Annotated in this window: 13 protein-coding genes and 1 tRNA gene; 9 read left to right on the top strand and 5 right to left on the bottom strand. The window is 55.0% G+C overall.

The annotated features are described in order from the left end of the window. Positions 1-269: 269 nt before the first annotated feature. From cyoA to V6582_RS22480, 6 genes are all read left to right on the top strand, one after another. On the top strand, positions 270-1,448 hold the full coding sequence (gene cyoA, locus V6582_RS22500) for a ubiquinol oxidase subunit II (RefSeq protein ID WP_156632226.1): 1,179 nt from the start codon (positions 270-272) through the stop codon (positions 1,446-1,448). Between the two features lie 40 nt (positions 1,449-1,488). Continuing rightward, a complete protein-coding gene (cyoB, locus tag V6582_RS22495) occupies positions 1,489-3,492 on the top strand; it encodes a cytochrome o ubiquinol oxidase subunit I (protein ID WP_156632225.1) in 2,004 nt (667 codons plus the stop codon). Between the two features lie 4 nt (positions 3,493-3,496). Further along, on the top strand, positions 3,497-4,114 hold the full coding sequence (cyoC, locus tag V6582_RS22490; protein WP_156615152.1) for a cytochrome o ubiquinol oxidase subunit III: 618 nt from the start codon (positions 3,497-3,499) through the stop codon (positions 4,112-4,114). Then, the gene (gene cyoD / locus V6582_RS22485) at positions 4,111-4,509 is read left to right on the top strand and encodes a cytochrome o ubiquinol oxidase subunit IV (protein ID WP_156632224.1); all 399 of its coding nucleotides are present in this window, start codon (positions 4,111-4,113) and stop codon (positions 4,507-4,509) included. The genes cyoC and cyoD overlap by 4 nt, the downstream gene beginning before the upstream one ends. Before the next feature lie 64 nt (positions 4,510-4,573). Further along, positions 4,574-4,798: an SURF1 family cytochrome oxidase biogenesis protein gene (locus V6582_RS27605; protein ID WP_432706323.1), complete on the top strand. Its 225-nt coding sequence runs from the start codon at positions 4,574-4,576 to the stop codon at positions 4,796-4,798. Further along, a complete protein-coding gene (locus tag V6582_RS22480) occupies positions 4,734-5,327 on the top strand; it encodes an SURF1 family protein (RefSeq protein WP_432706322.1) in 594 nt (197 codons plus the stop codon). The genes V6582_RS27605 and V6582_RS22480 overlap by 65 nt, the downstream gene beginning before the upstream one ends. Positions 5,328-5,439: 112 nt before the next feature. On the opposite strand, the gene V6582_RS22475 is transcribed toward V6582_RS22480, so the two are convergent. Further along, positions 5,440-5,529 (bottom strand) — tRNA-Ser (locus V6582_RS22475). Positions 5,530-5,668: 139 nt separating this feature from the next. Beyond that, on the bottom strand, positions 5,669-6,409 hold the full coding sequence (locus V6582_RS22470; RefSeq protein WP_234889701.1) for a YoaK family protein: 741 nt from the start codon (positions 6,407-6,409) through the stop codon (positions 5,669-5,671). A gap of 269 nt (positions 6,410-6,678) precedes the next feature. Between V6582_RS22470 and V6582_RS22465 the strand changes: the two genes are divergently transcribed. After that, positions 6,679-7,368: a response regulator gene (locus V6582_RS22465; protein WP_156632221.1), complete on the top strand. Its 690-nt coding sequence runs from the start codon at positions 6,679-6,681 to the stop codon at positions 7,366-7,368. After that, positions 7,368-8,669 carry a HAMP domain-containing sensor histidine kinase gene (locus tag V6582_RS22460; RefSeq protein WP_156632220.1) on the top strand — a complete coding sequence of 434 codons (1,302 nt, stop codon included), beginning with the start codon at positions 7,368-7,370 and terminating at the stop codon, positions 8,667-8,669. The genes V6582_RS22465 and V6582_RS22460 overlap by 1 nt, the downstream gene beginning before the upstream one ends. A 163-nt stretch (positions 8,670-8,832) precedes the next feature. Here the strand turns inward: V6582_RS22460 and V6582_RS22455 are convergent, their stop codons facing one another. The 3 genes from V6582_RS22455 to V6582_RS22445 all read right to left on the bottom strand — a co-directional run bounded on the left by V6582_RS22455 (position 8,833) and on the right by V6582_RS22445 (position 11,763). Further along, a complete protein-coding gene (locus tag V6582_RS22455; RefSeq protein ID WP_156632219.1) occupies positions 8,833-10,644 on the bottom strand; it encodes an ABC transporter ATP-binding protein in 1,812 nt (603 codons plus the stop codon). A gap of 488 nt (positions 10,645-11,132) precedes the next feature. After that, positions 11,133-11,261, bottom strand: coding sequence for a hypothetical protein (locus V6582_RS22450; RefSeq protein ID WP_272950785.1), 129 nt, complete (start codon positions 11,259-11,261; stop codon positions 11,133-11,135). Between the two features lie 139 nt (positions 11,262-11,400). Continuing rightward, positions 11,401-11,763, bottom strand: coding sequence for a hypothetical protein (locus V6582_RS22445; protein ID WP_156632218.1), 363 nt, complete (start codon positions 11,761-11,763; stop codon positions 11,401-11,403). A gap of 221 nt (positions 11,764-11,984) precedes the next feature. Here V6582_RS22445 and V6582_RS22440 point away from each other — a divergent pair, with 221 nt between their 5' ends. Further along, on the top strand, positions 11,985-12,455 hold the full coding sequence (locus tag V6582_RS22440) for a BA14K family protein (RefSeq protein ID WP_156632217.1): 471 nt from the start codon (positions 11,985-11,987) through the stop codon (positions 12,453-12,455). Positions 12,456-12,609: the final 154 nt, after the last annotated feature.

Genomic DNA, 12,609 nt, shown 5'->3' with positions numbered 1-12,609 from the left:
AGGGTGCGACAATTTGATTATTGCCATTTCGCCCCCTTTGCCACAGCAAAAAGTAGCGTTTTTCATCTCGCAACTGCGAAGAGAACTTGAACAGAACCCTCTGAATCACAAGGGTTTTTAAAAGGCGTACCCGCATCACCGCAATAGCACACAACAACCATAGGAGGATATATTTCCTATATTAGCGACACTCCCTGCGACAAAACGCGCATTTAATCTCACCGGAAAAGGATTAATTCGCGCTTATGCGCTTGATGAGAGTCAAAGTAATGAAAAAATTCCCGATCCTATCCTCCCTCCTGCTTTTGCCCATGCTGCTGCTTTCGGGCTGTAACATGGTGGTGATGTCCCCCGCCGGCGACATTGCAGCGCAGCAACGCGACCTCGTGGTCTTCGCCACCGTGTTGATGCTGATCATTATCGTCCCTGTGATCCTGCTGACGTTTTTCTTTGCGTGGAAATATCGCTCTTCCAACACCTCGGCGGTCTACCTGCCGGATTGGAACCATTCCACCAAGATCGAAATCCTGATCTGGTCGGCGCCGGTCGCCATCATTCTGGTTTTGGGAACGGTAACCTGGATCTCCACGCATAAGCTCGATCCTTACCGCCCCTTGGAGCGGATCGATGCAGAACGGACCATTCCCGCCGACGTGAAGCCGCTGACCGTTGAAGTCGTCGCTCTCGACTGGAAGTGGATGTTCATCTACCCGGATCTCGGGATTGCCACGGTCAACGAACTGGCAGCCCCTGTCGATGTTCCGATCAATTTCAAGATTACCGCCCAGTCGGTGATGAACTCCTTCTATATCCCCGCACTTGCTGGCCAGATCTATGCCATGCCCGGCATGCAGACCAAGCTGCACGGCGTGATCAACAAGGAAGGCGTCTATGACGGCTTCTCGGCCAACTATTCCGGCGCTGGTTTTTCCAACATGCGCTTCAAGTTCCACGGCCTGAGCGATCAGGGCTTTGCCGACTGGGTAGCGCAGGTCAAGGCGAAGGGCACCGCGCTTAACCGCGACGCCTATATCAAGCTTGAAAAGCCAAGTGAAAAAGATCCGGTGCGCTACTTTGCATCCGCCGACAAGGACCTTTTCAACGCCATCATCAATATGTGTGTCGATCCTGCCAAAATGTGCATGAGCAACATGATGCATATCGACATGATGGGCGGAGCTGGCAAGGAAAGCGCTGAAAACCGCGAAAAACTGCAATATGACAACCGTGGCGTCGATCTGAGTGTCACGCCAGGCCATGGCGCCGACGCGAATGCGCCACAGGATCATTCGCAGGCCGCTCCCGCCACCGACACCATGCCCGTCGCCTCCACAACAGATGCAGGCAACCACGCAATGCATCACTCCATGGCCGACCATTCCATGCCTGGAATGGACATGCCTGACACAGATAACGGCGCGACCGCACCAACTCAGCCTAAAAACTGAGCCGGCAATCTCGCGATATTCAACTTAAACGGGGCCTCCCATGTTCTCAAACCCTGACCTTATGAAGTTCATCTTCGGCCGGTTGACCCTAGATGCGATCCCGTATCACGAACCCATTCTCGTGCTGACCTTTCTGGCTGTCGCGATCGGTGGCATTGCCGTGCTCGGCGCCGTTACCTATTTCCGCCTCTGGGGCTATCTCTGGAACGAATGGTTCACCAGCGTCGATCACAAGAAGATCGGCGTGATGTATGTCATTCTGGCGCTGATCATGCTGTTGCGTGGCTTTGCCGATGCCTTGATGATGCGTGGCCAGCAGGCCATGGCCTTCAACGGCAATGAAGGCTTCCTGCCGCCGCATCACTATGACCAGGTCTTCACCGCGCATGGCGTGATCATGATCTTCTTCATGGCCATGCCGTTTGTCACCGGCTTGATGAACCTCGTCGTTCCCTTGCAGATCGGCGCGCGCGACGTGTCCTTCCCGTTCCTCAACAACTTCTCCTTCTGGATGACAGTTGCTGGCGCGGTGATCGTGATGATTTCGCTGTTCGTCGGTGAATTCGCCCGCACCGGCTGGCTGGCCTATCCGCCGCTTTCGGGTGGCGATTACAGCCCCGGCGTCGGCGTCGATTATTACATATGGGGTCTTCAGGTGGCCGGTGTCGGAACGACATTATCAGGCATCAACCTGATTGCCACCATCGTCAAGATGCGCGCTCCGGGCATGACCATGATGAAGATGCCAATCTTCACCTGGACCTCGCTCTGCACCAACGTACTGATCGTTGCCAGCTTCCCGATCCTGACTGCCACGTTGGCCCTATTGACGCTCGACCGTTATGTCGGCACCAATTTCTTCACCAACGATCTCGGCGGCAACCCGATGATGTATGTGAACCTGATCTGGATCTGGGGTCACCCGGAAGTCTATATTCTGGTTCTGCCCGCCTTCGGCATTTTCTCGGAAGTGGTCTCGACCTTCTCCGGCAAGCGCCTGTTTGGCTATACGTCTATGGTTTACGCCACGGTCTGTATTACGGTCCTGTCCTACCTGGTGTGGCTGCATCACTTCTTCACCATGGGTTCGGGCGCCAGCGTCAACTCGTTCTTCGGTATCACCACGATGATCATCTCGATCCCGACGGGCGCGAAGATCTTCAACTGGCTGTTCACGATGTATCGTGGCCGTATCCGGTTCGAAGTGCCGATGCTGTGGACCATGGGCTTCATGGTGACTTTCGTCATCGGCGGCATGACCGGCGTTCTTCTCGCCGTGCCACCAGCCGACTTCGTCCTCCACAACTCGCTGTTCCTGATCGCCCACTTCCATAACGTCATCATCGGCGGCGTGGTGTTCGGGCTTATGGCTGGCGTCACTTTCTGGTTCCCGAAAGCATTCGGCTACAAGCTCGATCCGTTCTGGGGCAAGATGTCCTTCTGGTTCTGGCTGGTCGGCTTCTACTTCGCCTTCATGCCGCTGTATGTTCTCGGCCTGATGGGTGTAACCCGCCGCATGAGCCAGTTTGACGATCCGTCGCTGCAAATCTGGTTCATCATCGCCGCATTCGGTGCCTGCCTGATTGCCCTTGGTATTGCCTCTTTCGTCATCCAGCTCGTCGTCAGCTATTTGAAGCGTCACGAACTGGCCGACCTGACGGGCGATCCGTGGAATGGCCGGACTCTTGAATGGTCTATTTCCTCGCCACCGCCGGCCTATAACTTCGCTTTCACGCCTGTCGTCCATGACACCGATGCCTGGGATGACATGAAAAAGCGTGGCTACAGCCGTCCTCTGCTGGGCTTCAAGCCGATCCACATGCCGAAGAATACCGGCACGGGGGTTATCCTTGCGGGTCTCAGCGTTGCCATGGCATTCGGCCTGATCTGGTACATGTGGTGGTTGGCCATCGTGTCTTTCGTGGCGATCGTCGCAGTGTCGATCTCCCACACGTTCAACTACAACCGCGACTTCTATATCTCCGCCGAAGAGGTGGTGAATACCGAGGCAACGCGGACCGCGCTTCTGGCAAGGAAGGGGTGATCAGATGGATCCCAGAACTTTAAAAACCGCAAAGCCGGAATTCTACCTGACGGAAGAGCATCATCCGGAAAGCAGCACGAACCTCGGGTTCTGGCTCTATCTGATGAGCGACTGCCTGATCTTCGCAATGCTGTTTGCCACCTATGCCGTGCTCGGCCGCAATTATGCGGCTGGCCCGGCTCCGGCCGACCTGTTTGACCTGAAACTGGTAGCGATCAATACAGCTATGCTGCTGTTTTCCTCGATCACCTATGGCTTTGCCATGCTGTCGATGGAGAAGAACAACAAGGCCTCCACGCTGATCTGGCTGGGCGTGACCGGTGTATTCGGCGCAATCTTCCTGGCGCTCGAACTCTATGAGTTCGTTCACCTGATCCATGAAGGTGCAGGTCCAAACCGTAGCGCCTTCCTGTCAGCCTTCTTTACGCTGGTCGGCACCCACGGCTTGCACGTTACCTTCGGCATCATCTGGCTGGTGACGCTGATGGCCCAGGTCGGCAAGCATGGACTGATCGAAGCAAACCGCCGTCGCCTGATGTGCCTCTCGATGTTCTGGCACTTCCTCGACGTTATCTGGATTGGCGTATTCTCCTACGTCTACCTGCTGGGAGTGATCGGATGAACGACAAGTCGCACGCACATTCGCATGGCCACGGCCATGATCATCACCATGGCGGCCACGAGGCCAGCCACGGCTCGATGAAGACCTATATGATCGGCTTTGTCCTGTCGGTCATCCTGACGTCGATCCCGTTCTATCTGGTGATGAGCGGCAGTCTGACCAACAAGGCCTTGCTGGCTGGTATCGTCATGGGCCTCGGCGCCATTCAGGTCGTGGTTCATATGATCTACTTCCTGCATATGAATACCAAGTCGGAAGGCGGCTGGAACATGATGGCGTTGATCTTCACCATCATCGTTGTCGTTATCGCGCTCTCCGGCTCGCTCTGGGTCATGCATCACTTGAACACTAATATGATGCCGATGAGCCCGGACATGATGCGTAACGTCCCGTAAGGACGCCGATATCCGATCGGGCGGCACATCCATGCCGCCCGATCCGTTTCAGGACGGTTGATACATGTCAGACCAGCAGGCCATCAGGCGTATTTCGATAAAGAAGGTTGCACTATCCAGCTTTCTATTGCTGGCAACGGCCTTGTTCATAGCCCTCGGCATCTGGCAAATCGAACGTCTGGGCTGGAAACAGGCACTGATCGCTCGCGTCGATGCACGTGTTCATGCCGAGACCGGTGGATGCGCCATCCCCAGCGCAATGGCCGTCCGTCAATCGAGACGCCGATGAATACCGCCATATCAAGGCCTCCGGCATTTACGAGCACGACAAGGAAACCCTGGTCTACGCCGCCACGGAATTGGGCGCGGGCTATTGGGTCATGACCCCCCTAAAGACTGAAAAAGACGGAACCCTGTTGATCAACAGGGGCTTTGTACCGATTGACCGCAAAGACCCGACCCGCCGGTCGGAAGGTCAGATTACCGGAAACGTGACAGTAAGCGGCCTTCTGCGCATCAGCGAACCGAATGGAACCTTGCTGCGCTCCAATGACCCCAATGCCGATCGCTGGTATTCACGCGACGTCGCAGCCATTGCCGACAAGCGCGATCTGACCCAAGTGGCGCCGTTTTTCATGGATGCCGGCAAAAGCGATGTGCCGGGCGGCTATCCGGTCGGCGGCTTAACCCAGATCCGTTTTCCCAATAGCCATCTTCAATATGCAATAACCTGGTTTGCGATGGCCGTGATGAGCCTGGCATTCCTCTGGTTCCTGTTGAAGCGCAAGAACTCCGCAGAAGACGCGCACGATATTTGATCGAGACAAGGCTGCTGTAAACAGCAGCGATATTCTGCAACGGCTCAATCACCAAGACAGACGATATTATGGGTACGCTGTGCAAAGTGACCGTCACTACGTCGATCAAAAATGGCGGAAGAGGTGGGATTCGAACCCACGGTACGGTCTCCCGCACGCCGGTTTTCAAGACCGGTTCCTTAAACCACTCGGACACTCTTCCTAAGCCCGATGCCGTATGCCGACATCCAGACTCTGTCTGGTTTGCAACAGAATCTCTGGCAGGCGTTATATCCAGCCGATCAAGAACGTCAACCACTTTACGGCGCGTCAATGACACAACATGCGGACCGGATTTGCCTTCAGCGCTGCTTTTGGGAGGAATAGTCCTCGAGCATCGGGTAGAGAGCGGCAAGCGCCAGAGGTATCGCCAGAAACGCCGCAGCGGAAACACCGATACGCTGAAACAGGATAGCGCCGACCACGCCACCGCCGAAAAACAATCCAACCATGCGCACCAGCAACCAGAGTTTCGCTAAATCGGCCCGGACCGGTGGGTATGCGGCTTTACCATTTGAGTATCCGTTCCAATAGAAAAGCTTGCCAAGTTCGATGCCGGTATCGGTGACCAAGCCCGTCACGTGGGTTGTTCTGATGCGCGCGCCGGAGAGTTTTGTGATGATGGCATTCTGCAAGCCCATGATGAAGCAGAGAAGCATGACGACGAAAGCCACGGCCTCGCCCTTTTCACTGAAGTTGATCGCCCCGGAAAGGGCAAACACCCCCATCAACCACGCCTCGACCGCCAATGGCAGCGCATAGACCGACCTCAAATCTCGCCTGCGGCCCCAATTGATCAAAATTGCGGAAAAGCCAGCGCCTGCAAGAAAGAAACACAGAGCGAGCAACCCCATCAGCAAAAATTTTAAATCGCCCAGCACCAGATTGTCAGCCATGGACGAGACAATGCCCGACATGTGAGAGGTGTATTGACCGACCGCCATAAAGCCGCCAGCATTGGCGGCGCCGGCAATAAAGGTCAGATAAAATGCCAGATGACGATCGCTCGTCTCGGTGCGGTCGCGATGGGCAAGACTTTTCAAGTGGCTTTTCATGGTGGGTACGAGTCGGGCAAGTGCCAAGGTGGCGGGTTAAAGATGCGATTTTCCGTCCGGCCTGATCGATTTGCAAGCCCAGTCATGGGCCGCTGTAGCCAATCCTATGCGCCGTGACATCATGGCGGAGCTAAACGAGCAGGAATTGCCACCACATGTCGGCACAACATCTACCATAAGCACGTAAACTTATGTAAAACTTGAAACCCCTGGTCGATTTTCACTTATAACAGGCCACCGCCACGAAGAGCAGAAAAATGACGCGTGTTCTTTTGATTGATGACGACCTGGAATTTACCGGATTGCTTTGCGAATACCTGACGGATGAAGGATTTGATGTACTCGCGACAGACGATGGCGCCAAGGGGCTTGCTTTTGTCGACAGTGGGGCGACAGACATTATCGTTCTCGACGTCATGATGCCGATCATGAATGGTGTGGACGTGTTGCAGAACATCCGAAAATCCAGTGAAATTCCTATCGTCATGCTGACAGCCAGGGGGGATGACAAGGACCGGATTACCGGCCTGGATCTTGGTGCCGACGACTACGTCTCCAAACCCTGTTCGCCTGGCGAACTGGTGGCGCGGCTGCGGGCAATATTGCGTCGTACGGGCAAAACGCCGCCCGAACATCCATCTCAGCCGCTCAAAAGCGGCGAGCTCGTTCTTTATCCGTCGAGCAGGCAGGCACATATCAATGGTGAGGCTCTTGCCTTGACGGGGACAGAATACAATCTTCTGGAGCTGCTGGTCCGCAATGGCGGCAAGGTGGTCTCCAAACACGATATTTCCCAAAGCGTATTCGGCAGGCCCCTGACGCCTTTCGACCGGCGCATCGATGTCCATCTCAGCAGTATCCGCCAGAAACTCGGCCTCAGAAAAGACCGACAAAGCTGGATCCAGTCTGTGCGGGGGCAGGGTTATATTCTGCTACAGGATAGCTGATGCCAAGGCTTTTCTGGCGTTTTTTCGTCATTGTCTGGCTGACAATCACGCTGACAACCATGCTGGGCATATCGCTTCCGCGCTTCAACGGCCAGCTGCCGCCGCATATGCGCATCGCTGAGGTACAGAACAAAATCATTGCCGCGCAAATTGCCGAGATGCTCCAACGTGTCGGGCCGCAGGAGACACAGGCGTTTATCCGCAGCATAACACCTCCGGGAGAAGATGGGCATTTCCAGCTGCAGGCAGTGCAGGCCGCTGACTCACAAGCCTGCGCCAGGGATCAATTTCCGGGCAGCATTGCCATATATCACGCCAACCAATGCTACACCCTGACCATCGATGAAGCGTCTATCAGCAATAACTGGCCATTTGTTTTGCCTTGGGTGATAGGCCTCGTCGCCAGCCTGTTTTCCGCTTACCTGCTGACGAAATATTTGCTGACACCCATTGAGCGGCTTCGCCATGGACTGAAAATGCTGGCAGAAGGCCACTTCAACATCCGTATCCATGATCCTGTCAAAAATCGAAAGGATGAAATCGGAATTCTGACGCAGCATTTCGATATCAGCGCCATGCGCCTACAGGAACTGCACGAGAGCCGGGAACGGCTGTTTCATGACATTTCCCACGAACTACGCTCACCCTTGTCGCGCCTGCAAGCCGTTACCGGTATCCTGCGGAAAAACCCAGGCCGCCTGCCCGGCCTGCTGGATCGCATGGACCACGAAATTGAGCGACTGGACCGGCTGGTCGGTGAGATCCTCACCCTGGCCAGGCTTTCCTCCAAGACAGATGAAGAAAATCAGCTCCTGGTCATCGATATTCTCGACATTCTCGATGAGATTGTTCAGGACGCAACTTTTGAAGCCCAGGAAAAGGCCGTATCAATTGATTTTCAGCGCAGCGGTAGTTTTGTCGCCGCTGTCAATGGTGAGCTTATCTATCGCGCCATTGAGAACGTCTTGCGCAATGCGATCAAATATACCGGAGAAGCGACAGTAATCCGGATTTCAACGAACATTTCACCGAATGGCCTGATGCTCACCTTCACGGACGAAGGTCCGGGCGTCAAGGAAGACGACCTTGAGAGTATTTTTCGCCCCTTTATCAGTTCAGGCAGCAGCGGCAGTGCATCCGGATATGGCCTGGGCCTGGCAATTGCCAAGACGGCGGTGGAGCGGCATGGCGGCAGGGTCTTTGCCAGCAATGTCACACCGAAAGGCTTGCGGATCACCATGATATTGCCCGGGGATGGCGACATCCGGCCAGAAAGCCACAACGCCATACGGCAGATCTGATACCAAGGGCCATCTTCAATGACCCTTGGTATGACGCAAAGCGTTTTCGTCCCTAGAATCTGTCAGGTTCAGATTGAACCAGACAGACTCTTGCTTGTCTTGTTTTCGTTCGTCTTTTCGGGAAACCCGGGCTCCACTGTTCCCTGACAAACTCTAGAAAAGCCTATTCTCCGAAGACCATGCCCTTGGTCAATTCCAGCGCCTGACGCTCGAAGAGACCGCGGTAAATGCCTGACTTCATTCTGATAAGGCTCTCATGCGTCCCCTCCTCGGCGATCCGGCCGTGTTCGAAGACCAGCAACCGGTCGAGCGCCCGCACGGTCGACAACCGATGCGCCACGACCAGTGTGGTTCTGCCCTGCATAAGCCGTTCCATGGCTTCCTGGATCAGCATTTCCGATTCCGAATCCAGGCTTGACGTTGCCTCGTCCAGAATAAGGATCGGCGCATCCGCCAGAAAGGCACGGGCGATCGCTATCCGCTGGCGTTCACCACCCGAAAGCTTGATGCCGCGCTCACCCACCAGCGTGCCATAGCCCTTCGGCAAGGCCTCGATAAAGCCATGGGCGCTGGCAAGTCTTGCAGCAGTTTCGATTTCCTGCTGACTTGCTGAGGGCCTCGCATAGGCAATGTTTTCAGCAAGCGAGCGATGGAACAGGATTGGCTCCTGCTGCACGATGGCGATCTGCTGGCGTAACGAGGTTTGGGCAACGAGTGCGATATCCTGACCGTCGATCCGGATCGCGCCACCGTTGACGTCATGCAAGCGCTGAATGAGCTTGATGAACGTCGTCTTGCCAGAACCGGAATGGCCAACCAGTCCAACCTTTTCACCGGGCTGGATCACGACGGAAAAGTCCTTGTAGAGCGGCGAAAAATGATTGCCGTAGTGAAAGGACACCCGATCGAATTCGATCTTGCCGCGTTCAATCGCAATCGGTTTTGCACCGGCCACATCCACGACGCCCAGGGGTTGACCATGCAGGAAAACCAGTTCCTCCATATCATTGACCGACCGTTGCAAGTTACGGATATGCATACCAATTTCCCGCAGATAGCCCTGTAGGATGAAGAAGGCCGTCAGCACGAACGTAATGTCACCGGGGCTGGCCTTTCCAGCACTCCATAGCCACAGGGCCAGACCTAAAACGCCGCCGCGCAGCACCATCAACAAAGTTGCTTGCAGGCTGCCATTCAGCGTGCCGCGCGTCCAGGTGCGGCGTGTCCTGTCCTGCCATTTTTGCAGCACCCAGCTCAAGCGGGTTTCCTCGCGGCTTTCCCCACCGAAGGCCTTGACCACGGCATTACAGGTCACCGCATCGGCCAAAGACCCACCCAGCTTGGTATCCCAGCTATTGGCCATGCTGGCCATCGGCGCGACGTAACGCAGAGCCATGATCGCCGTAAACAACACGAAGCAGACGGAACCGACACCGACCAACAAGCCCATCATCGGCCAATGCCACGTCATCAGCACAGTGGAGCCGATCAGCATGACAAGCGAGGGAAACAGCGCCACAAAAACCGTATCGTTCAACAGGTCGAGTGCCCACATGCCGCGTGTCACTTTGCGCACCGTCGAGCCCGCGAAGCTATTGGCATGCCAATCGCTGGAAAAGCGTTGAATGCGGGAGAAGGCATCGGCGGCAATGTCCGACATGGAGCGCAGCGTAAAGCCGATAATGGCGGTAAACGTTGCATGACGCACCAAGACTGCTCCGGCGGAAAGCGCCATCAGCCAAGCGAAAGCCGCCATAGCGCTGCCCCAGGCTAGGCTGTCATCGGCGCGACCGGAAACGACCGCATCGACCAACCGACCGGAGAACAGCGGCGTCAACACATCCGCCAAAGTGGAAAGCAATACGGCAAACAGCATGAAGACCACACGCCCCGGCTGCCGGCGCCAATGAACAGCACAGAAACCGAAAACGCTGCGAAATGCCCCGCCACGGCGAGATTTATAACCTAAAGCCATAGGAAAATTCCGGCGCGAGCCGGCTCCGACATATGAATAGAATGGAAACCGCGCGGAAACGCGATAAAGTGGCGTTAGAGGGAGAAAATTCTATTCCCGGACCAGCCGGATTCAACACAAGGTAACGGACTGACCGTTACGCACACGCAGCTTAACTGCGGATGGCGCCTGCCAACATGAAATTGGCGCTGGCCACCGGGGAGGTGGAAAAATATGCCATAGAGCCTCCCTGATTGGTGTTGAACATAAATGGTTTTTAGATCGACTCGATTCTGAAGCCAATAAGTGATTTGCAATTTTGGGATAAAACGCAGGGACTGCGGTATTTTAGCAACAGCCGTCCTTTCTACAAGGAGGACTGTTGCGGCGTGACTGGATGATTTCAGAAGCGTGATTCACGAAGAGCGGATACACTACAACCTGTTGTTTTCACTTAGATATATTAAATATCCGCTTTTATTTTCTCGCTCCGATGCTGAAAGCAGAGCTTACGGATTGGTTTGGCTGGAGCTGGCAAGCGGATTTTCAGGTTCAACTTCGCCGGGATGGTAGCCAATCACGTAGTAACTACCGATAAGGCAGCCAATGATGAAAAGGGAGCCGACAAAAATCTGCATGCGACGTCTTGGTTTACTAGCGTTTTGTGTCATGTCACCTCAAAATTGTGTTTGACTTGGAATGTTGTTTGGCAAGCCTGCATTCCCAGCTCCGAAGTGCCACCTCTCGGCAGTGCTTCAAGGAGATGCAGCAGAGCCGTTACTTTCTGTTCATCAACGCCTGCATTTCCTCGAAACGGCGACGGCGGTCGTCGGCGCGCTCACCCGGAGAATAGCAGGTGCTGGAAATGCAGAACTTGGTCAGACCGAAAGGTGCAGTCGATTTTTGAAACTCGCAATCGATGACATCATCCATCTTCGAGGCATCGGCATCCTCTCGCTCGGAAAAGCTGATGCGTGCCCCTGGAGGCGTCAATTCAGGAAAGCTCTGCGTCTGGCCGATTTTCACATCCGGCTTCATCAGAAAATTTTGCAGCACCGTATGACAAGCCTGCTCAAGCTGCGGCGATTGGGCCATGGCCGGCATGGCTGTGGCCAATAGAATTGGGAGAACATATTTCATCGAGACCGCTCGCGTTTGTGAAGTCCGCAATAAAGCCGCCACAGAGGATTTTGTTCCCGAGAAGGTGAGTTTACGTGTGATTTTAACCCCAACGGCAAGACGCCATCCCTTATGCTTCGGCACGCGGCCTAAAATCCAAGACCCTAAACTCCCAGACCGGGGAACCTTTCTTGTCGGCAAACTGTTTACGGGTGAAATCAAAGACGGAAACAGGTGAGGAAATGAAAAGATTTGCCGCAATTCTACTGTCAGCCGCGACACTACTGACAGGTATAGCGCCGGTTGGCGCATCCGCCGCACCAACAGTGCTTTCGCAGCCTGCACAAACGCAGAGCATTCCGAGCGCCGCACAGGGCGGCGTCCAAGTGGCGGAAAATAGTTGGGCTGATGATCGACGCCAGCGCCGCTATGTTCCTGGTCCCCGTCGCCATGGCGATCGCCACTGGGATGGTCGCCGCAGCTATAACCGCCACGATCGCGACAGATATCACCGTCGCCATAACCGCAGCAACGCAGGCGCCATTATCGGTGGATTGGCCGCAGGTGCTATCATTGGTGGCGCCCTCAGCGCACGCCCACAGGGTGGAAACTCGCACGATCAATGGTGCTATAATCGCTACCGGTCCTACCGGGCTTCGGACAATACGTACCAGCCCAATAACGGCCCCCGTCGCCAGTGCGTTTCACGGTAATTCTGTCTTCATCAACGATAAATGGCGCGAAACTCTGTTTCGCGTCATTTTTGTATGAAAATTCCTGACGATCGCAACGGCTTTGCTGATTTTTCAGAAAATCGCACTAATACTTCCCAAGGCATAGCGTAGCCGGATGGCTGAACGCCGGGGG

Source organism: Agrobacterium vitis, assembly GCF_037039395.1.
GTDB classification, from domain to species: Bacteria; Pseudomonadota; Alphaproteobacteria; order Rhizobiales; family Rhizobiaceae; genus Allorhizobium; species Allorhizobium vitis_E.
Note: the sequence above shows the minus strand (reverse complement) of the source record. Positions and strands in the feature narration are given on the sequence as shown.

What these genes read in the sequence shown, in the direction of transcription:
- V6582_RS22445 (WP_156632218.1), bottom strand. Translation starts at nt 11,763, where the DNA reads ATGAAATATGTTCTCCCAATTCTATTGGCCACAGCCATGCCGGCCATG.
- V6582_RS22455 (WP_156632219.1), bottom strand. Translation starts at nt 10,644, where the DNA reads ATGGCTTTAGGTTATAAATCTCGCCGTGGCGGGGCATTTCGCAGCGTT.
- cyoB (WP_156632225.1), top strand. Translation starts at nt 1,489, where the DNA reads ATGTTCTCAAACCCTGACCTTATGAAGTTCATCTTCGGCCGGTTGACC.
- cyoD (WP_156632224.1), top strand. Translation starts at nt 4,111, where the DNA reads ATGAACGACAAGTCGCACGCACATTCGCATGGCCACGGCCATGATCAT.
- cyoA (WP_156632226.1), top strand. Translation starts at nt 270, where the DNA reads ATGAAAAAATTCCCGATCCTATCCTCCCTCCTGCTTTTGCCCATGCTG.
- V6582_RS22460 (WP_156632220.1), top strand. Translation starts at nt 7,368, where the DNA reads ATGCCAAGGCTTTTCTGGCGTTTTTTCGTCATTGTCTGGCTGACAATC.
- cyoC (WP_156615152.1), top strand. Translation starts at nt 3,497, where the DNA reads ATGGATCCCAGAACTTTAAAAACCGCAAAGCCGGAATTCTACCTGACG.
- V6582_RS22440 (WP_156632217.1), top strand. Translation starts at nt 11,985, where the DNA reads ATGAAAAGATTTGCCGCAATTCTACTGTCAGCCGCGACACTACTGACA.
- V6582_RS22450 (WP_272950785.1), bottom strand. Translation starts at nt 11,261, where the DNA reads ATGCAGATTTTTGTCGGCTCCCTTTTCATCATTGGCTGCCTTATCGGT.
- V6582_RS27605 (WP_432706323.1), top strand. Translation starts at nt 4,574, where the DNA reads ATGTCAGACCAGCAGGCCATCAGGCGTATTTCGATAAAGAAGGTTGCA.
- V6582_RS22465 (WP_156632221.1), top strand. Translation starts at nt 6,679, where the DNA reads ATGACGCGTGTTCTTTTGATTGATGACGACCTGGAATTTACCGGATTG.
- V6582_RS22480 (WP_432706322.1), top strand. Translation starts at nt 4,734, where the DNA reads ATGCCGAGACCGGTGGATGCGCCATCCCCAGCGCAATGGCCGTCCGTC.